The 19,958-nt window shown below is 71.3% G+C and carries 22 protein-coding genes and 2 pseudogenes; 11 read left to right on the forward strand and 13 right to left on the reverse strand.

Going from position 1 to position 19,958, the window contains the following annotated elements:
- Positions 1-212 (forward strand): annotated as a pseudogene (locus tag Z052_RS14980) (glycosyltransferase family 2 protein); the annotation flags it as partial.
- Here Z052_RS14980 and Z052_RS14985 read toward each other — a convergent pair.
- Positions 209-1,372: a GAF domain-containing sensor histidine kinase gene (locus Z052_RS14985; protein WP_176454996.1), complete on the reverse strand. Its 1,164-nt coding sequence runs from the start codon at positions 1,370-1,372 to the stop codon at positions 209-211. The pseudogene Z052_RS14980 and the gene Z052_RS14985 overlap by 4 nt on opposite strands.
- 109 nt (positions 1,373-1,481) lie before the next feature.
- Between Z052_RS14985 and Z052_RS14990 the strand changes: the two genes are divergently transcribed.
- Positions 1,482-3,701, forward strand: a complete 2,220-nt coding sequence (locus tag Z052_RS14990) for a hypothetical protein (RefSeq protein ID WP_094520071.1) — start codon at positions 1,482-1,484, stop codon at positions 3,699-3,701.
- A 78-nt stretch (positions 3,702-3,779) separates the two neighbouring features.
- Here Z052_RS14990 and glmU read toward each other — a convergent pair whose 3' ends face one another.
- On the reverse strand, positions 3,780-4,988 hold the full coding sequence (glmU, locus tag Z052_RS14995; RefSeq protein ID WP_049929704.1) for a bifunctional sugar-1-phosphate nucleotidylyltransferase/acetyltransferase: 1,209 nt from the start codon (positions 4,986-4,988) through the stop codon (positions 3,780-3,782).
- Positions 4,989-5,041: 53 nt separating this feature from the next.
- Complete coding sequence (glmM, locus tag Z052_RS15000; RefSeq protein ID WP_099289210.1) at positions 5,042-6,382, reverse strand: phosphoglucosamine mutase; 1,341 nt, start codon at positions 6,380-6,382, stop codon at positions 5,042-5,044.
- Between the two features lie 98 nt (positions 6,383-6,480).
- Between glmM and Z052_RS15005 the strand changes: the two genes are divergently transcribed.
- The gene (locus Z052_RS15005; protein WP_099289211.1) at positions 6,481-7,845 is read left to right on the forward strand and encodes a hypothetical protein; all 1,365 of its coding nucleotides are present in this window, start codon (positions 6,481-6,483) and stop codon (positions 7,843-7,845) included.
- A gap of 58 nt (positions 7,846-7,903) precedes the next feature.
- On the opposite strand, the gene Z052_RS15010 is transcribed toward Z052_RS15005, so the two are convergent.
- From Z052_RS15010 to Z052_RS15020, 3 genes are read right to left on the reverse strand one after another with little or no spacing between them, the layout of a single operon-like run.
- The gene (locus Z052_RS15010) at positions 7,904-8,176 is read right to left on the reverse strand and encodes a hypothetical protein (RefSeq protein ID WP_094520073.1); all 273 of its coding nucleotides are present in this window, start codon (positions 8,174-8,176) and stop codon (positions 7,904-7,906) included.
- Entirely contained in the window at positions 8,173-8,559 is a 387-nt protein-coding gene (locus Z052_RS15015) for a hypothetical protein (RefSeq protein WP_241897969.1), read from the reverse strand. Before Z052_RS15015 ends, Z052_RS15010 begins: the two co-directional genes overlap by 4 nt.
- Positions 8,556-8,912, reverse strand: a complete 357-nt coding sequence (locus Z052_RS15020; protein WP_049929700.1) for a winged helix-turn-helix domain-containing protein — start codon at positions 8,910-8,912, stop codon at positions 8,556-8,558. The genes Z052_RS15015 and Z052_RS15020 overlap by 4 nt, the downstream gene beginning before the upstream one ends.
- 161 nt (positions 8,913-9,073) lie before the next feature.
- Here Z052_RS15020 and Z052_RS15025 point away from each other — a divergent pair, with 161 nt between their 5' ends.
- From Z052_RS15025 to Z052_RS15040, 4 genes are all read left to right on the forward strand, one after another.
- Positions 9,074-9,832 (forward strand): sensor domain-containing protein, encoded by a 759-nt coding sequence (locus Z052_RS15025; RefSeq protein WP_049929699.1) that lies wholly within the window; start codon positions 9,074-9,076, stop codon positions 9,830-9,832.
- Positions 9,833-9,944: 112 nt separating this feature from the next.
- Positions 9,945-10,628, forward strand: coding sequence for a sensor domain-containing protein (locus Z052_RS15030; RefSeq protein WP_233125175.1), 684 nt, complete (start codon positions 9,945-9,947; stop codon positions 10,626-10,628).
- On the forward strand, positions 10,621-11,517 hold the full coding sequence (locus Z052_RS15035) for a DUF4097 family beta strand repeat-containing protein (protein ID WP_089307716.1): 897 nt from the start codon (positions 10,621-10,623) through the stop codon (positions 11,515-11,517). Before Z052_RS15030 ends, Z052_RS15035 begins: the two co-directional genes overlap by 8 nt.
- Before the next feature lie 89 nt (positions 11,518-11,606).
- Complete coding sequence (locus Z052_RS15040) at positions 11,607-12,518, forward strand: NAD-dependent epimerase/dehydratase family protein (protein ID WP_086220510.1); 912 nt, start codon at positions 11,607-11,609, stop codon at positions 12,516-12,518.
- Positions 12,519-12,578: 60 nt separating this feature from the next.
- Here the strand turns inward: Z052_RS15040 and Z052_RS15045 are convergent, their stop codons facing one another.
- The 3 genes from Z052_RS15045 to Z052_RS15055 form a co-directional block, all read right to left on the reverse strand.
- Positions 12,579-13,583: an arsenic resistance protein gene (locus Z052_RS15045; protein WP_094520074.1), complete on the reverse strand. Its 1,005-nt coding sequence runs from the start codon at positions 13,581-13,583 to the stop codon at positions 12,579-12,581.
- 170 nt (positions 13,584-13,753) lie between these two features.
- On the reverse strand, positions 13,754-13,963 hold the full coding sequence (locus Z052_RS15050) for a hypothetical protein (protein ID WP_049911035.1): 210 nt from the start codon (positions 13,961-13,963) through the stop codon (positions 13,754-13,756).
- A complete protein-coding gene (locus Z052_RS15055; RefSeq protein ID WP_049929695.1) occupies positions 13,956-14,219 on the reverse strand; it encodes a hypothetical protein in 264 nt (87 codons plus the stop codon). The genes Z052_RS15050 and Z052_RS15055 overlap by 8 nt, the downstream gene beginning before the upstream one ends.
- 132 nt (positions 14,220-14,351) lie before the next feature.
- On the opposite strand from Z052_RS15055, the gene Z052_RS15060 reads away from it, so the two are divergent.
- A complete protein-coding gene (locus Z052_RS15060; protein WP_094520075.1) occupies positions 14,352-15,605 on the forward strand; it encodes a trans-acting enoyl reductase family protein in 1,254 nt (417 codons plus the stop codon).
- Positions 15,606-15,641: 36 nt separating this feature from the next.
- Here Z052_RS15060 and Z052_RS15065 read toward each other — a convergent pair whose 3' ends face one another.
- Together Z052_RS15065 and Z052_RS20275 are read right to left on the reverse strand one after the other, a co-directional pair.
- A complete protein-coding gene (locus Z052_RS15065; RefSeq protein ID WP_049930091.1) occupies positions 15,642-16,613 on the reverse strand; it encodes a phosphoadenosine phosphosulfate reductase family protein in 972 nt (323 codons plus the stop codon).
- On the reverse strand, positions 16,610-16,750 hold the full coding sequence (locus Z052_RS20275) for a hypothetical protein (RefSeq protein ID WP_158093604.1): 141 nt from the start codon (positions 16,748-16,750) through the stop codon (positions 16,610-16,612). Before Z052_RS20275 ends, Z052_RS15065 begins: the two co-directional genes overlap by 4 nt.
- Between Z052_RS20275 and Z052_RS15070 the strand changes: the two genes are divergently transcribed.
- A complete protein-coding gene (locus Z052_RS15070; RefSeq protein ID WP_099289212.1) occupies positions 16,749-18,092 on the forward strand; it encodes an alkaline phosphatase family protein in 1,344 nt (447 codons plus the stop codon). The genes Z052_RS20275 and Z052_RS15070 overlap by 2 nt on opposite strands.
- A 160-nt stretch (positions 18,093-18,252) precedes the next feature.
- Positions 18,253-18,516, forward strand: coding sequence for a hypothetical protein (locus tag Z052_RS15075; RefSeq protein WP_089307713.1), 264 nt, complete (start codon positions 18,253-18,255; stop codon positions 18,514-18,516).
- Positions 18,517-18,543: 27 nt separating this feature from the next.
- On the opposite strand, the gene Z052_RS15080 is transcribed toward Z052_RS15075, so the two are convergent.
- Together Z052_RS15080 and Z052_RS15085 are read right to left on the reverse strand one after the other, a co-directional pair.
- Positions 18,544-18,840: a hypothetical protein gene (locus tag Z052_RS15080; protein ID WP_094520076.1), complete on the reverse strand. Its 297-nt coding sequence runs from the start codon at positions 18,838-18,840 to the stop codon at positions 18,544-18,546.
- A gap of 31 nt (positions 18,841-18,871) precedes the next feature.
- On the reverse strand, positions 18,872-19,639 hold the full coding sequence (locus tag Z052_RS15085; protein WP_049929691.1) for a hypothetical protein: 768 nt from the start codon (positions 19,637-19,639) through the stop codon (positions 18,872-18,874).
- Positions 19,640-19,772: 133 nt separating this feature from the next.
- Here Z052_RS15085 and Z052_RS21060 point away from each other — a divergent pair.
- Positions 19,773-19,958: pseudogene (locus Z052_RS21060) on the forward strand (hypothetical protein); the annotation flags it as partial.

A 19,958-nucleotide genomic window follows, 5' to 3' on the forward strand; every position in this document is an offset into this window, starting at 1 on the left:
GCGACGGGGGGTTCGTCATCGCGCTCGACGACGACGGATCCGCGCGGCTCGCGGCGACGACCGACTTCTCGGAGGGGGTGGGTGACGGCGGGTTCGTCTGGGTCACCGACCCGTCGCTCGGCCCCGCTGACGGCGGATTCGTCTGGACTCGCGACCCCCTGGACGGCGCCGGCGACGAGGGGTTCGTCTGGGTCCTCGACGGGGGCAGTTAGTCCGAGCGCAGCGCCTCGTGGACCGGCTCCGCGGCGTTGACGTCGCTCACGGCGAACCGCGTCCCGTCGTCGTCGCTGTCGACGGCGAGGTCCCAGCCGTGGCCCGTCACCACGCGCTGGACGACCAACAGCCCGAGCCCGAACGACTTGACATTCTCCGCGTCGGCCGCGGTGAGCGCCGCCTCGACCGCCGGCGGGAGCCCGGGCCCGTCGTCCGCGATCACGAAGCCGTCCGCGTCGCCGGTCACGGTCACCGAGACGCCCGGCCCGCCGTGTTCCACGCTGTTGCGGAAGAGGTTCTCGAAGAGCCGTCGGAGGCGCATCTCGTCGGCGACGATAGCCGTCTCGGAGGCCACGTCCACCGTCAGCGTCGCGTCGCGCGTCTGGACCGTGTCCCACGCCTCTCTGACGAGGGGTTCGAGCGCGACCGAACTCCGCTCGCCCACGTCGGCGCCCTCCTTCGCGAGGATCAGGCACTCCGCGATCATCGACTCCATCCGGTCGAGCGCCCCCCGGACGCGGTCGAGGAACTCGGCCGTCTGCCCGCTGACGCGCTCCTGCGCGAGTTCGACGAAGCCGATGGCCCCCGACAGCGGGTTCCGGAGGTCGTGCGCGACGATCCCGGTGAACTCGTCGAGGCGCTCGTTCTGTTCGCGCAGCTCCGCGTAGTGTTTCCGCCGTTCGAGCTCGGTGCTCACCCACCGCGCGAGCACCGAGACGAAGTCGCGCTCGGCGTCTGTGATCGGGTCGTCTCGCGGAACGTCGTCGGAGAAGCAGAGCGTTCCGTACGTCTCTCCGTCGACGGTCACCTCGGCGCCGACGTAGCAGTGGAGCCCGGTCGTCTCCAGCGCGCGGTCGTCGCGGTACTCGGTTTCGCTCGCGTCCGCGAAGCCCATCGCCTCGCCGCTTTCGACGACGTGGCGACACCACGTCCCGTCGAGGTCGACGACGCCCCCCTGGGTGTAGGGGCCGGTCTGGATGTTCGTCTCGACCACCTCGTAGCGCCCCTCGCCGGTGTACGAGAGCACGCCGTTGTCGACGCCGAGGTACTCCCGGCCGACGTCTATCGCCTTCAGGAGGCGCTCCTCGGTCGACTGGTCGGTCGCGGTCAGCTGTAGCAGGCTCTTGAACGGTTCGGAACGGGACGTGTCAGATACCATGGTAAAGCGGGTCGCTGGCTAGGATCCGGTTTGTCGCGGGTCCGGCATAAAACCGCATCTCGGACCGGGCCGAAGACAGCCTTATTCCGGTCCGCCGACACGTGCCCTCATGCGCAGACGCCGATTCCTCGGTCGCGTCGGGGTCGCCGGTGCGGTCGGGACCGCCGGCTGCGGCTTCCGCGGTCTCGGCTTGAGCGAGGGCCCGCCGCGCCGGTTCCGCGTCGGCGACGACGGGTTCGAGGTCGCGGTCGACGGCGGGGCGTTCGACTCTCTGTCGGTCCGCGGCGTGAACCTCGGGATGGCCAAGCCCGGCCGGTTCCCCGGCGAGGCGGCGATCACTCGCGCCGAGTACGACCGGTGGCTGGGGCTGATGGGCGAGCTGAACGTCAACGTCGTCCGGGTGTACACCGTCCACCCGCCCGCGTTCTACCGGGCGCTCGCGGCGTACAACCGGTCGCACGCGGACCCGATCTACGTCATCCACGGCAACTGGATCGGGGAGGAGACCCTCCGGGAGGCGGGCGACGCGACCGCGCTGTCGCCCTCGTTCGACCGCTCAATGCGGCAGGTGGTCGACGCCGTCCACGGCGCGACGACGATCGACCCGGAGCCCGGGTACGCCAGCGGCACGTACGACGCCGACGTGAGCAACGCCGTCCTCGGCTACGTCGTCGGCATCGAGTGGCCGCCGGCGGTCGTTCGGGAGACCGACCGGCTCGGTGAGGCGACCGGCTACGACGGCGAGTTCTTCGCCGCGCCAGCGGCGAGCCCCTTCGAGGCGTGGCTCGCGGCCCGCCTCGACGCCGCCGTCGCGTACGAGGCGGACGAGTACGGCGCGCAGCGCCCGGCGGCGTTCACGAACTGGGTGACGACCGACCCGCTCGAACACCCGTACGAGCCGTTCCACGACGAGGACTCCGTTTCCGTCGACCCCGACGCGATCCAGGCGACCGACGCGTCCGAGGCCGGCACGTTCGCGGCGTACCACGTGTACCCCTACTACCCGCCGCTGTTGAACGAGACGCCCGAGTACGCGAACTACGTCGACCACCGCGGCGAGCCGAACAGCTACGCCGGCTACCTGAACGACCTCGTCGGCGCGACCGACCACCCGCTGCTCGTCGCCGAGTTCGGCGTCCCGGCCTCCCGCGGCATCGCCCAGCGCGACGTTCACAGCCGCGATCAGGGCCGACACACCGAGACGGAGCAGGGAGAGATCCTCGCCGCCATGTACGAGGACATCCGTGAGGCCGGCACGCTCGGCGGGATCGCCTTCAGCTGGCACGACGAGTGGTTCAAGCGGACGTGGAACCTCGCCCCGTTCTCCGACTCCGACCGTCGGCCGTTCTGGTCGAACGTCCAGACGCCCGAACAGCGGTTCGGCCTGCTCGCGTTCGACCCCGCGGGCGCCGTTCCGCTCGACGGGTCGGCCGACGCGTGGGCGGACGCGGCCACCGCGACGCCCGAGCGCGACCCCGTCCGGCTCGGCGACGGCGCGGACGCGAGCCGCGAACTGACCGGGCTCCGCGTCACGAGCGACGCGGCGTACCTCTCGGTCAGGATCGAAGCGGACGCCCTCGGCGGCGGGGTCGACTGGGACGCGACCAACTACCTCCTCGCGATCGGGCTCACCGACCGGGGCGAGCGAGCGCTCCCGCACGGTCTCGGTGCGGCGGCACCGGCCGACTTCGTCGTCCGCCTCGGCGGTCCCGATGCCTCTCGAGTGACCGTCCGTCCCCGCTACGACGCCTTCGCGTACGAGTACGGCGCAGAGGCCGGGCTCGACCTCGACCGCTACCGGGAGCCGGACCCGGGCGTCTTCTCGCCGCTGCGGCTGGTGATCAATCGCGGCTACACGGTTCCGAAGACCGGCGAGCGCGTTCCGTTCGAGTCGGTGGAGACCGGACGGCTCCGCTACGGTAACGGGAACCCGGACTCCGACCGGTACGACTCGCTCGCTGACGTCCACGTCTCGCCGTCGAACGACGCGATCGAGGTCAGGCTCCCCTGGCAGCTGCTCAACGTCGCCGACCCGAGTCGCCGCCGTCGGCTGGGCGACTTCTGGAGCGAGGGACTCGACGACTACGAGACGTTCGAGGCGATCGACGTCGCCGCGGCCTCCTACGTCCCGGTCGACGCAGACGGGACCGCGGCCGAACTCGACGCCGAGACGAACCTGACGCACGCGGTTCCGGGCGTCCCTGACGGGAGCCTGCGCTCCCTCCGGTTCGAGCCGCCGACGTGGGACCGACCGGCGTACACGGAACGGCTCAAGGAGTCCGGTCGGATCGTGGGCGACGTGTTCGCGCGCTACGCGAACGGAGAATAACGCGAGCGGTCGCCGCGCAGGCGTCCCGAGCGGCCGACCCCGGTTCACGCGTCGACGAGCGCCGTGACTCCGAGCCCCCTATTCGGAGAGCCGGTCCCGCGTCAGCGACTCACCCGGCCCGGTGGTCTCGCCGGCCCCCAGTTTGACGCCGGCGTTCAGGGCGGTGTTGATGCCGGTCTTCGCACCGCCGCCGACGATCGCGCCCAGCTTGCGGCGCCCGGTGTCGACGCGCTCGCCTTTCACCGTCAGCCGCACGTTCTCGCCGTCGTGGCGGAGGTTGGCGACGTTCGTTCCCGCGCCGAAGTTGACGCCGCGGCCCAGCACGGAGTCGCCGACGTACGAGAGGTGGCCGACCGACGCGCCGGCCATTAGCACCGAGTTCTTCACCTCGACGGCGTGGCCGACGTGGGCGTCCGGTCCAACAACGGTGGCCCCGCGGAGGTAGGCGTTCGGCCCCACGTCCGCGCCCTCGCGGATCAGCGCCGGCCCCTCGACGTACGCCCCCGAGCGGACGCGCGCGCCGTCTTCGACGACGACCGGGCCGCGGAGCTCGACGCCGTCCTCGACGGTACCGCCGATCGCCGTTCCGTCGTCGAGTGCCGCCAGCGCCAGCTCGTTCGCTTCCAACAGCTCCCACGGGCGCCCCACGTCGAGCCACGTCCCGTCGTAGGTCGCGACCGCGATCCGCCGACCGTCACCGAGCAATCGGTCGATCGTCGTCGTGATCTCGTACTCGCCGCGCTCGCTCTCCGGGGTGTCCTCGATGTACTCGAACACCTCCGGTTCGAACGCGTAACAGCCGACGTTCGCGAGGGTCGTCGGCGGGTCGTCGGGCTTCTCGACGATCCCGGCGAGCGCTCCGTCGTCGCCGACCGAGAGCACGCCGTACGCCCGTGGGTCCTCGACCTCGGTGGCGGCGATAGCGGGGGCGCCGGCCTCGGCGAGCGCGTCCGGGAGCGACGCGTCGACGACCACGTCGCCGTTGAGCACGAGGAAGTCGTCGTCGACGACCGGTTCGGCCTGCGCGACGGCGTGGGCCGTCCCCAGCGCCTCGGCCTGCTCGACGTAGTGGACCGGGCGGCCGCGGTACGACTCGCCAACGGCATCGCGGATCGCGTCGCCGCGGTACCCCGTCACGACGACGAACTCGTCGACCACGTCGCGGGCCGTGTCGAACACCCGTTCGAGCAGCGAGCGGTCCCCGACCGGCAGCAGCGGTTTCGGGCGGCGGTCCGTCAGCGGTCGCATCCGAGTCCCGCGGCCGGCCGCGAGCACGACTCCGTACATGTGCGGAGCCGACGGCGGGCCGAGGTTTATTGACTGCGGTCGGATCCGGGGCGTCAGTTGAGGCTCGCGTCCGCTCGATCGATGAGCCCGCGCGCCGTCTCGAACAGCGCGTCTGCGTCGGCCTCGTCGCGCGCCTCGGCCGTGATCCGCACCAGCGGCTCGGTCCCGCTCGCGCGCACGAGGAACCAGCCCGCGTCCGTCTCGACACGGACGCCGTCAAGGGTCGACACGTCGTCGTACTCGGCGGCCGCGGCCTCGCCGACGCGCTCGACGGTCTCGGACTTCCGGCCCGTGCGCACGGAGTCGCGGCGGATCGGGTACTCGGGGAGGCCGTCGACGAGCGCCGCCAGCGATCCCTCCGCGCCGACGAGCGCGGTCAGGATACAGGCCGCGAGCGGGCCGTCGGGACACAGCGTCCGGTCCGGCCAGATCCACGCGCCGCTCGGCTCGCCGCCGAAGGCGACGCCGGGCTTCGCCGCCTCCGCGGCCACGTACGCGTCGCCGACGGGCGTGTATGTGACCGCGGCGTCGACTTCGCTCAGCGCGTCCGCGACGAGGAGGCTCGTGTCGACCGGGACCGCGACGCGGTCGCCCGCGCCGGCCTCGCGGCGGGCGAACAGCGCGAGTAGCGCGTCGCCGGCGACGAACCGCCCGCGCTCGTCGACCGCCATCAGGCGATCGGCGTCGCCGTCGTGGACCAGCCCGAGGTCGGCGTCGGTCGCGGCGACCACCTCGCAGGCGGTCTCGCAGTTCGCCGCGGTCGGCTCGCTCGGTCGCCCCGGGAACCGACCGTCGCGCTGCCCGTTGAGCGTCTCGACGTCGCAGCCCGCGGCGTGGAGCGCGTCGGCGGTGACGCGCCCGACGCCGTTGCCGAGGTCGACGACGACAGAGAGGTCGTCCGGCAGCGGAACGGTCTCGCGCAGCGCGCGCTCGTGGCGTCGTCGGGCGTCGCCGCCCGCGACCGCGTCGCGCGTCTCGACCGTGCCGATCCCGTCGTGGCTCGCGAGATCGAACGCCTCCGTCCCGACGATCTCGGCGATCCGATCGTTCCGGTCCTCGTCGAAGGCGCGCCCGGACGCCGTCCAGAGCTTGATACCGTTGTCGGGCGCGGGGTTGTGCGAGGCCGTGACGACGGCGCCGGCGTCCGCGCCCTCCCGGGCGACCGCCCGCGCAACCGTCGGGGTCGCCTCGACGCCGACGTCGATCACGTCGCTCCCGCACTCGGTGAGTCCCGCGGCGAGCGCCCGCGTGAGCATCGCGCCGCTGTCCCGGGCGTCGCGCCCGATCACGACCGTCTCCGCGCCGTCCGTCGCGAGCGCGCGCCCCACGTCGAGCGCGAGGGCCGCCGTGACCTCGTCGCCGACCGGGCCGCGAACGCCGCTGGTGCCGAACATACCGAGGCGATCGCCGGCCACCGCAAAGACGGTTCGGGACGGCGGCCAGAACGGAATCGCTCCAAGGCTTTTACTGATCGAACCCCGCAGCCTCGCGCATGGTCCCCGACCCCTCCTCGGTTAGCAGACGGACGGTTTTGGCGACGCTCGGCGGCGGCGCCGCGGTACTCGCCGGCGGCACCGCGGTCGTCGGCGTGACGGAACCGACCGCGCTGCCGGACTCGATCACGGACGCGGCGACGACGCATTACCCGACCCCGCCGGAGGTCGACGCCCTCTGGCGGCCGCCGGTGACCGAGGCGCACGCCCGCGAGGCCGTCGAGACGCTCGCGGAAACGGTCGCGGAGAGCCGGCGCCGGTGGGCCGAGATGGACTCCGTCGGGGACGACGCCGCGCCGATCACGACGGATGCGGGCGGCTGGCTCGAGGACGCCCGCGAGGCGCTCGACGAGGCCGACCACGACACGGCCCTGTTCCGAGCGCGGTACGGCCTCCAGTTCGCGGGCGAGGCGCTGGGGTACGCCCGCGCCGAGCAGGACGCGGTCGACCGGGCGACGCTCCGCGACCGCGCCGCCGTACTGACGGACCGCGCGCGGGCGGTCGCGGACGACCTGAAGCTCTACCCGACGACGGATCCCGCGCGCGACCTCGGGTGGTACGTCCGCATCGAGGGCGAGGTGCAGTCGGCGAGCGCGCTGGCGGCCCGCGCGCTCCCGGAAGACGCCGACTCGGGGCAAAACGCCGATTCCGGGGGCGAAAGCGACGCCTCCGCCGACGCGGTCGACCCGGAAGTCGCAGGTGAGGTGACGGCCGCGCTGCTCCGAGGCGAGGTCGACGCCATGACCGCGGAGCGGTACCGCGACACCCTCTTCGACCGCCTCGGGAGCGACACGGGCCCGCACGCGGAGGCGCTGCGCGCGGCCGCCGAGCGCTTCCGCGCCGACCTCCGCGAGTACCCGTCCCGGGACGATGTCCGGGACCGGTACGTCGGGGAGGTCGACGAGTACGGGCCGTGGGAGTTCGCGCACTCGCGGCTGGCGCGGTGGTGTCTCGGATCGACCGCGCCCGTTCCGTGGCGGACGCCGATCGACACGGACCTGCTCGCGTTGCGGACCGTCGCGCTCTCGATCGGGGTAGCGCGCCGTCGTGCCCACGGGACGGCAGTCGACCGGCTCGTCGTCGAGCCGGACGACACCGCGTTCGACTCGGGCCACACCCTCGCCGCGAAGCGCCGGGCGCAGGCGACCTACGAGTCGGTCGTCGGCTCCGCCCCTGAACCCCTGCTCGTCACGCAGATCGGCCGCGCGGTCGAGGACCTCCAGGTCGCGGAGGTCGGGTCCGGCGGCGGCCGCGACCGGCCGATGTGGCGCGAACGGTTGGAGGCGTACCTCTACGCGCTGGTCGGGCGCGCCAAGTTAGAGGCCTTCCCGCCGCTACGGGACGCGATTCTCGACCCCGACTGATCGGCCGCGGCACTCCGGCCGTCGAGGGGGCGACGGGCCGCCGGCACGCCCGACCGCGTCAGTCGGTCACCGACCGCGCCAGCGCGCCGAGTCCAATTAGGTGCGCCACGGTGACGCCGAACACGGTTGCCGCGTCGGGGAGCCCCAACAGCGGCGTCAGGCCGTACGCGACGACGTACGGGAGGACCGCGATACAGGCGACGCCGACGGCCAGAAGCAGCATCGTCCGGCTCTCGTTCCGGCGCCAGCCGTCGTAGGCGAGGTACGACACGTACGCCCCGAGGCAGGCGGTGGCGACCCCGCCCGCGGTCGCGACGACGGAGAGCGTCACCGGTAGACCACCCCGAGGATCAGCAGGAGCCCGCAGAGCTTGCTCGCGGTCACGACCACGGTCCGCTCGGTGGCGGTCACCCACGCGACGTTGCCGGACGCCAGCCGGAGGAACATCGGGAGGGGCGCCAACAGCAGTAGCCCGAGCGTCAGGAACAGCAGCGGCCGGCGGCGCGTTCGCAGGTATCCACGCGCGAAGCGGTAGGTGACGAACACCGCGAGCAGCACCGACAGGAAGAACGCGGCGATCGTGATCGCGGCGAGCCCACCGCCGCCGCCGCCGACCACGTCGACCTGAATCGGGAGCCTCTGTCGCCCGATTACCGAGACGCTCTGCTCCGTGACCGCCGCAAGCGCCGTCGCCACGGGCCACGTTCCGATCATCCCGAAAGCTCCTCGTAGAGACGCGTCAGTCGGTCGGCGGCCGTCTCCTCGACGTAGTCGACGCTCACTTCGAACCCGCTCGCGGTCAGGTCGACGGAGACGCGGTTGAGCCGAGCGGCGTACACCTGCTGGGGACCGCGGTCCGGGTCGACCTCCTGTACCGTCTCGACGAGGTCCTGCTCGCGGAGGCGTTCGAGCCGGCGGTAGACGGTCGCCTCGGAGGCGTCGCAGGCCTCGCTGAGCGCGCTCGCCGACCGCGTCTCCTCGTAGGTCTCGATGAGGATCTGCCGGGCGTACTCGTCGTCGAGCAGCGAGTACACTTCCCGCGGATCGACCGACGCCTCCGTGCCCATTCGGTCGAACCTCGTAATCGGGAAACTTAGTCTTCCCGCCGAGGACTGAGTTCGGTCGCGCCGCAGTCCGGCGCGCAGCGTCGGTCCGCGTCACGAGAACCGTCGGATCGCTGACGAGACCGAGATTTCTTACGGCTGCTGGCCGACGCTTCACTCAGCCGATGGCCCTCTCGGACGCGCTCTCGGATCCCCCCGCGAACAGACGGGTCGCCGAAGCGGTGCTCTCAGCGCCGTTCCGGATTCGGACCTACGCCGCTGCGGCGTACCTGGCGCTGTCGTTTCCCCTCGGGATCGCGTACTTCGTCTGTACCGTGGTCGGGCTGTCGCTCGGTGTCAGCCTCTCCGTACTCCTCGTCGGCGTACCGATCCTCGCGGCGACGCTGGGCGGCGTGGTGCTGGTGTCGATCGGCGAACGCGTGCTCGCTCGTCGGCTCCTCGGCGCCGACATCGCCGACCCGTCGTGGAAGGTGACGGAGGCGTCGGGCATCGCCGACCGGGCCCTCGCCGCGGCGACCGACCTCGCCGTGTGGGGCGCCCTCCTGTTCGTCCTGTCGAAGCTGATCATCGGCGTCGCCGGCTTCACGCTCCTCACGGTCGTGCTCAGCGTCGGCGCGTCGCTGCTGGCGGCGCCGCTGTACTACGACGCGCCCGGCGCGTCCGTCGGGCTCATCCTCCCGGAGCCGATCCGTCGGGAGCTGTCGGTCGTCGTCCCGTGGGAGCAGTTCGAGGTCGGCGTCTCGTTCATCGTCCGACTCACGTCGTGGGAGGTGTCGACGTTGCCGGGCGCGCTCCTCATGTCTCTGTTCGGCGTGCTGGCGGCCCTCGTCGGGCTGAACGTCGTGAGCGCCGCCGGCTGGCTCTGCGCGCGGTGGGCAGAGTTCGCGCTCGGCGCTGGCACCTCGCCGGTGAGCGACGACTGACCCGGCGTTCGCCCGCTGCGAAAAACATCGTACTTATATTTTTGGTGGCGTTGCCCGCTGAGCAGCGTTCGATTCTTTATATGTGAGCTCGGTCGCAAGCGGTAGGTACAGCATGAGCGATCACCGCTGGTCCCCACGCTCACCGGTCGCGGCGCTCGCGCGCTTCGTCGGTGTGCCGTTCGACGCGCAGACGTATCGCAACCTAGCGTACCTCCTGTTAGCGTTCCCGCTGGGCATCGCCTACTTCACCGTCGTCACGACGGGCCTCTCGACGGGACTCGGGCTCCTCGTCACGTTCGCCGGCGTCCCGATCGTCCTCGCGACGCTGGTCGTGACGCTCGGTATCAGCTCGTTCGAGCGCCGGCTCGCCGACCACCTCCTCGACGTCGAGGTCGACGGCGACGACGGAGGGATCGAACTCGCCTTCGGGTCGGTCGAGGAGGCGATCGGCACGACGAAGCGGGTCCTCACCGCGCCGGCGGCGTGGACCGGGCTGCTGCTCGTCGGGCTCAAGTTCGTTTACGGCGTCGTCGCGTTCACCGCGCTCGTCACCGCGTTCGCGGTGTCTGCGACGCTGCTCGCCGCGCCGGCGCTCTACGACGCGCCCGGCGTCACCTACACGTTCGGCCCGTACGTGGTCGACACGCTGGGCGAGGCGGTCGCCGGGGGCGGCCTCGGCGTCCTTCTCGTCCTCGTGTCGCTCCACGTGACCAACGGCGTCGCCCGGTTCGGCGGCTTCCTCACCGACGCGCTGCTCGGCGGCGCGGCGCGGTCCGCGGAGGCGGCCGATGCGTGACCGTTCGGCAGCCGACGGGTCGTCGACGCGGCGGCGACTGCTCGGCGCGGTCGGTGTTGGACTGGGAACGACCCTCGCCGGCTGTAGCGGCGTCGTCGACGTCGACCGCCGGACGGAGACGGAGCGGCGCAGCGTCGACCCCTCGACGGTCTCGACGCTCGCCGTGACGGAGGCCACCGGCGATATCGACTTCCGCGCGGAGTCCCGCGACGACATCGCGGTCGTCGCCCGGAAGCGCGCCCTCGGCCGCGTCTCGTTCGACGAACTCGGCGCGACCGTGCGGACCGTCGGCGACCGCCTCGAAGTGACGACGGACGAGCCGCGGGTCGTCGGGTTCGGCGGCGGCCGCGTCGACCTCGAGATCCGCGCGCCGCCGAGCGTCGCAGTCGACGAGGTCCGCACCGCCGACGGCGACGTGCGGGCGGAGTCGGTCCCCGACGGCGCGACGCTGGCGACGACGGACGGCGACGTGTCGGTCACCGACGCCCGCGGCGACGTGCGCGCCGAGTCCCGCGACGGCGACGTTCTCGTCGACGGGACCGACGGAACGCTCTCGGCGACGACCGTGGACGGCGAGATACGCGCGCGGGATCCCGCCCGCGTCGACGCCCTGCGGACGCGGGACGGCGACGTCGTCGCGGACGTGCCCGCCGCGGCGTCTGACGCGGTCGTCGCGTCGACCGACGGCGACCTCCTGCTCCGGCTCGGCGACGATCTGAGCGCGACCCTGACCGCGAGAACCGACGACGGGGAGTTCGTCGTCACGGACGGCGGCGGCGCGGTCAGCGTCCGCGAGCGGACGGAGTCTCGGCTCCGAGCGGCCGTCAACGGCGGCGACGCCGCGGTGACAGCCCGGACCCGCGACGGCGACATCACGATCCGGGCGTGAGCCGTCGGCGTCGCCGTTGTCGACAGCGGCGACCTGCGCTCCCGCGCGAAACCGAAGCGCTGAATTGTCGCCTCCGAGGACACTCGATCATGCAAGGCAAACGCGTCCTCGTCACGGGCGGCGCCGGGTTCATCGGCTCGAACCTCGCGAACCGCCTCGCGGTCGATAACGACGTGATCGCCGTCGACGACCTCTACCTCGGCGCCGCCGAGAACCTCGACGACGCCGTCGAGTTCGTCGAGGCCTCCGTGGTCGACGACGACTACCCCGTCGACGTCGACGTCGTCTTCCACCTCGCCGCGCTCTCCTCGCGGAACATGCACGAGAACGACCCCCAGCGCGGCTGCCGCGTCAACGTCGAGGGGTTCGTCAACGCTGTCGAGCGTGCCCGCGAAGCGGGCTGTGAGACGGTCGTGTACGCCTCCACCTCCTCGATCTACGGGAGCCGCACCGAGCCCTCGCCCGTCGACATGGACGTGGAGGCGCACACCGCCTACGAGGCCTCGAAGCTCGCCCGCGAACGCTACGCCGAGTACTTCGCCAACCACCACGACATGAACGTGGCCGGCCTGCGCTTCTTCTCGGTGTACCAGGGCTTCGGCGGCAACGAGGAGCACAAGGGCGAGTACGCGAACACGGTCGCGCAGTTCGCGGACGCGATCGCCTCCGGCGAGGCACCCGAGCTGTTCGGCGACGGGAGCCAGACCCGCGACTTCACGCACGTCTCAGACGTGGCCCGCGCCTGCGAGCTCGCCGCCGACCACGAGCTGACGGGCGTGTACAACGTCGGCACCCAGGAGGCGTACACGTTCAACGAGATGGTCGCGATGATCAACGACGCGCTCGGGACGGACGTCGACCCCGAGTACATCGAGTGCCCGTTCGACGGCTACGTCCACGACACGATGGCCGACTACTCGACGTTCCACGAGGCCACCGGCTGGGAGCCCGAGATCGGCTTCGAGGAGGGCGTCGAGAGGGTCTGCGAACCGTATCAGTAGCGCGACGACGGCCCGGTAGGGAGGGCCGCGGCCTCCGGCGACGACCGGCCGCTCGACGGCTCAGATGATCGAGGCGACCGCGTCGGAGAGCGACGCGTCGCCGTCGGCGACGTCGCGGCGGTAGTGCATATACACCGCGCCCAGCGGCGGTTGGACGACGTAGGCCAACGTGATCGGCAGCACGGCGGTCTCGGGGACCGCCGGCGCGGCGACGACGACCGCCACCGCGATCGAGAGGTTGCGCATGCTCGTGGCGTACACGAGCGCGACGCCGCTGGCGGCGTCCCGGACCGCGCGTCCGAGCCCCGACCCGACGGCGAGCAGGAGCGCGTAGAACGCCACGATGGGGACGATCGTGGCCCCCGATGCGACGGGGTCGGCGAGAATGCTCTCGGATCGCATCGCCATGGCGATGAACACGATCAGCATGACGCCGAAGGAGCTGAGCCCGCCGAGCGTCGGCTTCAGTCGCCTGAACCCGTCCGCGCCCAGCCGACCGAGCAGCACCCGCCGCGTGAGCGTGCCGGCGATCATCGGGAGGACGACCACTCGGGCGAGCTGCCCGTACAGCGCGGCGGCGTCGAAGCCGACGCTCGCCGGGATCAGCGCGGCGAGGTACGTCGGCAGGACCGCGACGGCGACCAGCAGGTTCACCGCCATCGCCACGAGCGCGGACTCCAAGTCGCCGTTGGCGAGCCCGGTCCAAGCGGCGGTCATTCCGGAGGTCGGGATGAGCGCGATGAAGTAGAGCCCGAACGCGTAGCCGACGCTCCCGTCGAAGAACAGCCGCGCGAGCCCGACCGCGAGTAGCGGGGCGACCCCGAAGTTGACGAGGAGACTGAGCGCGACGACCCGCGCGTGGCTGCGGACGTTCACCACCTCCCTGAGGTCGATGTTGATCATCATCGGGTAGATCATCAGGAACAGCACGGGGACCACCGCGGACTGGAGGAGTCGCTTGAACGACGCCCCGGTGAACTGCCCGACGATCAGCCCCGCCGCCAGCGACCCGACCACGACGTAGATCAGGTTCGACTTGATCCCTGTGAGGAACCGCCGTATCATCGTGTATATTATTGTGTTTACTACACAATAATATTTCGGGCAGAACGCGGGTGATCCGACAATTTCCGGCGCGGACCGACGCGCACGGCGATGCGGGCCGACGCGTGCGGCGACGCGAGCGCGCGGGGGCTGCTCCTGTCGAGACGGGCGCGTCGCGGGTCGCGGCCGGGCTAGTGCCCCTCGACCGCGCTGCCAGCGGCGATCAGGAATCCGGTGATCGCGGTGATCAGCGCCACCGTCCCGATCGCGATAGCGCCGATCCGGAACGTGTCGCCGGAGAGGCGCTCGGCGATGAGAAACAGGAAGACGGTCGTGACGAAGCCGATGAGCACGAGCGTTCGCCCGAAACGGCCCGTGTCGATGCCGGGCTCGCTAGACACGATTTAATATCTCCTTGAGCACGCCCTGATACTCGTCCTCGGTGGCGGCGTTGCCGAGCGAGTGGATCGACTGGCAGATCCACAAGCCGGCGGTGAAGTTGATGAACGCCGCCATCGAGACGACGCCGAGCTGTCCGTCGACGAACAACCCCGTGACGACTGCGCCGACGAACCCCACCGCCATGAGCGCGTGGGTGACGAGCGATCGGGTGCCGAAGTCGGCGAGCTGTAGTGATAACCGAGTGCCAACGGCCATGCGATCCGTTGCGGCTGCCAGTGTAAAGAGGTAGCGCGTCACAGCGTCCTGCCGCGTCGGGTTCGGCGGCGTCCCGGTTCCGGCGACGCGTACCCCCGTTGGTTTAGGCGGCCGGCCCGTACGCGCTCACGGATGTCGAACGCGGATCGGAAACACGACGTGGTGGTGTGGGGCGCGACCGGCGTCGCCGGGCGCTTCGCGGCCGAGTACCTGACCGAGCGATACGACCCCGAAGCCCTCTCGCTCGCCGTCGGCGGGCGGAGTCGAGAGCGGCTCGACGCGCTCGTCGACGACCTCACGCGGCGGAGCGACGCGTGGGACGACGTGCCCGTCGTCGTCGGCGACGCGACCGACCCGGAGAGCCTGCGCGCCATCGCCCGCGACACCGAGGTCGTCTGTACGACGGTCGGCCCGTACACGGCGTACGGAACGCCGCTGGTCGAGGCCTGCGTCGAGGCCGGGACGGACTACTGCGACCTCACGGGCGAGGTGAACTGGGTGCGCGAGACGGTCGACCGGTTCCACGAGGCCGCCGTCGAGAACGAGGCGCGGATCGTCCACAGCTGCGGGTTCGACTCCGTGCCGGCGGACATCGGGACGCTGCTCGTCCAGTCGTTCGCGGCGGAGGCCCACGGCGCGCCCTGCGAGTCAGTCCGGATCTACCTCGACGGCGGGAGCGGGAGCGTCAGCGGCGGCACGCTCGCGAGCTTCGGCGAGCTGTTCGAGGCGGCCGCGACCGACCCGCTCGCCCGCGAGGCGCTCCGGAACCCGTACTCGCTGGCCCCCCGCGGCGAGCGGAGCGGCGTCGACCCCGGCGAGCAGCGCTGGCCGCGGCGCGATCCGCTCCGGGGCGAGTGGACCGCCCCGTCGCCGATGGCGCCGGTGAACGAGCGCGTGGTCCGGCGGAGCAACGCCCTGCTCGGCTACCCGTGGGGCCGCGAGTTCAAGTGCGGAGAGGTCGTGCCGACCGGGTCGGGACCGGTCGGCGCGGCGACCGCGACCGCCGCCGCCGGCGGACTCGGGCTGTTCTCCGCGGCCATGTCGGTCGGGCCGGTGCGCGACGCGCTGCGGCGCTACGTCTTCCCCGACCCCGGCGAGGGGCCGACGCGGGAGGAGGCGGAAGCGGGGAGCTTCCTGATCCGGGTGTTGGGCCGCGGGACGGGCGCTGACGGGCCGTTCACCGTCGAGGCCGAGTTCGGGGCCGACCGAGACCCCGGCTACGGCGCGACGGCGCGGATGCTCGGCGAGTCGGCCGTCTGTCTGGCGCGCGACGACGTCGACTCCCCGTTCGACGGTGGCGTGTTGACGCCGGCGTCGGGGATCGGGCTCCCGCTCGCGGAGCGACTCCGCGACGTGGGGTTCACCGCAGCGGTCGGCGAGTCGTAAAAGAAGCGTATCGGGCGGACCGCTCCCGCCCGTCGATTACATGTAGCCGAGGTCGCGCAGGCGCTCCATCAGGTCCTCCTTGTCCTGGGCGCGGCCGGCGCGCTCGGTCGTGCCTTCGAGGTTCTGGAGCCAGGCGGGCTCCTCGGTCGTCTTCTCGGTCGAAACCTCGCTGCCGAGCGAGCGGAACCCGGCGAAGTACTTCGGCGAGATCGGGATGTCCTCCTGCGTGACACCCTCCGGCAGGTCGTCGTCGGCCTGCGGGATGTACCCCTCGTCGGGGAACGCCTCGACGGTGTCGGGGACGACGAAGTTCCAGAAGGCGTCCCACACGTCGGCCTCGGCGAACTGGAGGATAGGCTGGATGCGGTCGTGCGGCGGGAACAGGTCGGGGTCGTGGCGCGGCGAGAAGAACGTCTCGTCGGCGCGGGCCTCCTGCTCGTCCCAGCGGACGCCGGAGATGACGCCGTCGATGTCGTACTCCTCGAGGGCGTCGTTGAGCGCGACCGTCTTCAGCAGGTGGTTGCCGACGTAGGTGTCGAGCAGGAACGGGAACGTGTCCTCCTCGAACTCGAGGATCTCCCGGATGTGGTGCTGGTTGTGCTCCGAGAGCGCGTCGACGGGGATGTCGTCGCCGGGTTCGAGGCCGTGTTCCTCGACGTACGCGCCCACGTCGTCGTTGCGGGCGTACACGAGGTCGATCTCCCACTCGTCCGCCCAGTGCTCGACGAAGTCGGTGATCGAGTCGAAGTGCTGGAAGTGGTCGATGAACACGGCCGTCGGCTTCTCGTAGCCGTACTCCTCGGCCACCTGATTGATGAAGTACAGCGTCAGCGTGGAGTCTTTCCCGCCCGTCCACATCACGGCGGGGTTGTCGTACTGTTCGAGCCCGCGGCGCGTGACCTCGACCGCCTTCTCGATTTTGTGCTGGATCGACGGGTAGTCGTCGGGGGTCTCCCCCTCGCCGTCGGCGTAATCGACGTCGACGCTCGCCGGGAAGTCGTCGCTCATACGCCCGAGATGTCGCCGCGAAAGGAAATAGGCCTTCTGAATCGCGACCGGGGGCCGCCGGTCCGTTGCCGGGCCGTCGTCGCCGCGCCCTCGCGGAACACAAGGGATATGCCGACCGCCCCGGAATCGTCGGTCATGGGTCTGTTCGACCGGCTCCGCGGCGAGGACGACGACCGCGTCGTCTTCCTCGGCATTGACGGCGTACCGCTCGACCTCGTCGAGGACCACCCAGAGGTCTTCGAGAACCTGACCGAGATCGCGGAGGCGGGCTCCGGCGGGCGGTTGGAGAGCATCGTGCCGCCGGAGTCGAGCGCCTGCTGGCCGAGCCTCACGACCGGCGTGAACCCCGGCGAAACGGGCGTGTACGGCTTCCAAGACCGCGAGGTCGACTCCTACGAGACGTACGTCCCGCTCGGGCGCCACGTACAGGCGACCCGGCTGTGGGACCGCGTCACCGACGCCGGGCGCGACGCGACCGTCCTCAACGTCCCGGTCACCTTCCCGCCCTCGACGCGGATCCAGCGGATGGCCTCCGGCTTCCTCTCGCCCGACCTCGAGTCGGCTACGAGCGACGAGTCGCTCCGCGAGACGCTCGACGGCTTCGACTACAAGATCGACGTCAACGCCAAGCTCGGCCACGACGACGACAAGACGGAGTTCATCGAAGACGCGCACGCGACCCTCGACGCCCGGTACGAGGCGTTCGACCACTACCTCGCCGAGGACGACTGGGACCTCTTTTTCGGCGTGTTCATGAGCACCGACCGCGTGAACCACTTCCTCTTCGGCGACTACGCGACGGACGGCGAGTACGCCGAGGAGTTCCTCGAGTTCTACCGCACGCTCGACGAGTACATCGGTGCGATCCGCGACTCGCTCGACGACGACACCACCCTGGTCGTCGCCTCCGACCACGGCTTCACCCGGCTGGAGTGGGAGGTGAACTGTAACCAGTTCCTCGCCGACGAGGGGTGGCTCTCATACGAGGACGACGACCACGATTCGCTGACCGACATCGACGACGAGGCGCGCGCGTACTCGCTCATTCCCGGGCGCTTCTACCTCAACGTGGAGGGCCGCGAGCCGAACGGCGTCGTGCCCGAGGACGAGTACGAGGCGACGCGCGAGGAGCTCATCGACGACCTCGAATCGCTCACCGGCCCCGACGGCCGACAGGTGTGTAAGCGGATCGTGAAAGGCGAGGACGCCTTCGACGGCGCCCACGACGACATCGCCCCCGACCTGGTCGTCATCCCCGCGGACGGGTTCGACCTCAAGTCGGGCTTCTCCGGCAAGGAGGCGGTGTTCACCGAGGGACCGCGCAACGGGATGCACAAGTTCGAGAACTCGCTGCTGTACGCGACCGATCCAGACCTCGACCTGGCCGACGCGAACCTCTTCGACGTGACGCCGACGGTGCTCGACCTGCTCGACGTCGACGCCGACGCCGAGTTCGACGGCGAGAGCCTGCTGTCGTAGCGACCTCGCCGACGCCGCCGTCCCGCGGCGGGCGTATCCGACACGGTCACCCTCCGGGCGGACGGCGTATCGCGTGTGATGACCGACGGCGTTCGCTTCGTCGCGCTCGGCGCCGTTCGACGAACACAGCCGCGAGGGGGTCGTCCGCGAGTTCGACGAGATGCTCGGCGTGGAGCCGCTCGACCCGACGGCGGTCGGTACCTTCGAGCGCGTCTTCGAGCGCGGTGGAGAGCCTGCCCACGAGGTGTGGCGCGTCTACGAGGGTCGAATCGCTGAGGAATGGCCGTATTGCGGCGATTCGTTCGCGCTCGTTGAACCGGAGCGAGGGACCGAACACGTCTCGCGGTGGATTCCGATCGACCGACTACGGCAACCCAACACGACGTTCTCCGTCTCGGATGTGCTCGACGCGCTCACCGCGTAGCCGGACGACGCCCCGAACTCACAGTCCTCACAGCGGCGACCAGCGCTCGCCCGGGGCCGCGCGGAACGCGTACGCGGTCTCGCGCTCGACGGCGACCAGTCGGCCGCCGATGGCGAACAGGGCCCGCGGTTCGATCTCGTCGGGAAACGGCGCCTCCCACCGCATGGACCCGCCGGAACCGAGCGCGACCATGCGCCCCCGGGTGGGATCGTTGAATCCGCCCGAGTTCTCCGCGACGTACGCTCCCGTCGCGTCGACCGCGAGGTGGTCGGACGGGAGGTCCGACCGCTCGTCGCTCCCGAACGAGGGAATGGAGGGCGACATCGGTGTCGATCGGCCGGTTCGACTCCGACCGTTAAATGCTCTCGGTCGGCGTCGAACACCGCAGACAGAGGATCCCGGTGCCGGCCCAGTTCACGTGGGTCGACCCGCAGTTCGGACAGCGGTTCCCGTCGTTGTTGTACTCGGTCGTCCCTCGGGGCGCGGCGAGGTGGCCGTCATCAACCGCGCGCTCGATCAGGCCGCGGAACCGCTGCTTCTTGAATCGGGCGCGGTGCGCGAGGAAATCGCCCGGGCGGTCGGGGTCGGCGCCGTGGAGGTCCTCCCACTTGATCGCGATCTCGCCGTCCGCCTGCCCCCGCGCGACCTGCTTGATCGTCGCGGCCGCGGCCTCGAAGAGCGGCGTCGTCGCGAGCGCCTGCGGCGCGTCGACGCCGTCGCCCGCCGCCTCGTAGCGGGCTGCCGCGTCGTCGTACGCGTCGTCGGCGCCGCCCAGCCCGCCGGCGACCCGGAAGTCTGCGACGAACTCGCTCAGGCAGGCCCCCTGCCCCGGCTCGTCGAGGACGCGTCCGAAGTCGCGGCTCGCGGCGATCCCCTCGACCGCGCGCTGGGTCGCGCGACCGTCGGCGCCCGCGACGCGGTACGCGACCGCCGCGGCGAGCAGCTGTTGGAGCCCCTGTCCGATCCACCCCTTCTCGTCGGGCTCGAAGGGGTCGACCTCCGGCCGCGGGTCGGCCAGCACGCGTCGCCCCCCGCGGGTGTAGCGGTCGCCCGCCCGCTCGTACGCTCGCGCCGCCAGCGCGTCGACCGCCGCGTCGTGGTGGCCGCCGTCGTCAGTGTTCACACCCTGCTTACGGGCGGCGATGAGTTACGCTTGACGGGGACCGCTCGCGCGGCGGCGCCGACGCACCGCCGACCCGACGCACCGCCGCCCCGACGCCCCGACCATACTTACTTCCGGGCGTCGAACCGCTCGCATGGAGAGACCGGACGGCGCTTCGGGGTCGGGGGCAGGGTCGGGGTCGCAGTCGCCGGCCGAATCGACCGCACGGCCGGAGGCGAAATCGAGGCCCCGACCCGCGTCGAAGTCGGACGGCCCGTCGACCAGCGGGCGCGTCGAATGGCTCCTCGCCGCCGCGTTGCTCGCGGTCCCGATGGCGGTC

The organism is Halorubrum sp. C191, from assembly GCF_002727095.1.
Classification (GTDB): domain Archaea; phylum Halobacteriota; class Halobacteria; order Halobacteriales; family Haloferacaceae; genus Halorubrum; species Halorubrum ezzemoulense.

What these genes read in the sequence shown, in the direction of transcription:
- Z052_RS14985 (WP_176454996.1), bottom strand. Translation starts at nt 1,372, where the DNA reads ATGGTATCTGACACGTCCCGTTCCGAACCGTTCAAGAGCCTGCTACAG.
- Z052_RS14990 (WP_094520071.1), top strand. Translation starts at nt 1,482, where the DNA reads ATGCGCAGACGCCGATTCCTCGGTCGCGTCGGGGTCGCCGGTGCGGTC.
- glmU (WP_049929704.1), bottom strand. Translation starts at nt 4,988, where the DNA reads ATGTACGGAGTCGTGCTCGCGGCCGGCCGCGGGACTCGGATGCGACCG.
- glmM (WP_099289210.1), bottom strand. Translation starts at nt 6,382, where the DNA reads ATGTTCGGCACCAGCGGCGTTCGCGGCCCGGTCGGCGACGAGGTCACG.
- Z052_RS15005 (WP_099289211.1), top strand. Translation starts at nt 6,481, where the DNA reads ATGGTCCCCGACCCCTCCTCGGTTAGCAGACGGACGGTTTTGGCGACG.
- Z052_RS15015 (WP_241897969.1), bottom strand. Translation starts at nt 8,559, where the DNA reads ATGATCGGAACGTGGCCCGTGGCGACGGCGCTTGCGGCGGTCACGGAG.
- Z052_RS15020 (WP_049929700.1), bottom strand. Translation starts at nt 8,912, where the DNA reads ATGGGCACGGAGGCGTCGGTCGATCCGCGGGAAGTGTACTCGCTGCTC.
- Z052_RS15025 (WP_049929699.1), top strand. Translation starts at nt 9,074, where the DNA reads ATGGCCCTCTCGGACGCGCTCTCGGATCCCCCCGCGAACAGACGGGTC.
- Z052_RS15030 (WP_233125175.1), top strand. Translation starts at nt 9,945, where the DNA reads ATGAGCGATCACCGCTGGTCCCCACGCTCACCGGTCGCGGCGCTCGCG.
- Z052_RS15035 (WP_089307716.1), top strand. Translation starts at nt 10,621, where the DNA reads ATGCGTGACCGTTCGGCAGCCGACGGGTCGTCGACGCGGCGGCGACTG.
- Z052_RS15040 (WP_086220510.1), top strand. Translation starts at nt 11,607, where the DNA reads ATGCAAGGCAAACGCGTCCTCGTCACGGGCGGCGCCGGGTTCATCGGC.
- Z052_RS15045 (WP_094520074.1), bottom strand. Translation starts at nt 13,583, where the DNA reads ATGATACGGCGGTTCCTCACAGGGATCAAGTCGAACCTGATCTACGTC.
- Z052_RS15055 (WP_049929695.1), bottom strand. Translation starts at nt 14,219, where the DNA reads ATGGCCGTTGGCACTCGGTTATCACTACAGCTCGCCGACTTCGGCACC.
- Z052_RS15060 (WP_094520075.1), top strand. Translation starts at nt 14,352, where the DNA reads ATGTCGAACGCGGATCGGAAACACGACGTGGTGGTGTGGGGCGCGACC.
- Z052_RS15065 (WP_049930091.1), bottom strand. Translation starts at nt 16,613, where the DNA reads ATGAGCGACGACTTCCCGGCGAGCGTCGACGTCGATTACGCCGACGGC.
- Z052_RS15070 (WP_099289212.1), top strand. Translation starts at nt 16,749, where the DNA reads ATGGGTCTGTTCGACCGGCTCCGCGGCGAGGACGACGACCGCGTCGTC.
- Z052_RS20275 (WP_158093604.1), bottom strand. Translation starts at nt 16,750, where the DNA reads ATGACCGACGATTCCGGGGCGGTCGGCATATCCCTTGTGTTCCGCGAG.
- Z052_RS15075 (WP_089307713.1), top strand. Translation starts at nt 18,253, where the DNA reads ATGCTCGGCGTGGAGCCGCTCGACCCGACGGCGGTCGGTACCTTCGAG.
- Z052_RS15080 (WP_094520076.1), bottom strand. Translation starts at nt 18,840, where the DNA reads ATGTCGCCCTCCATTCCCTCGTTCGGGAGCGACGAGCGGTCGGACCTC.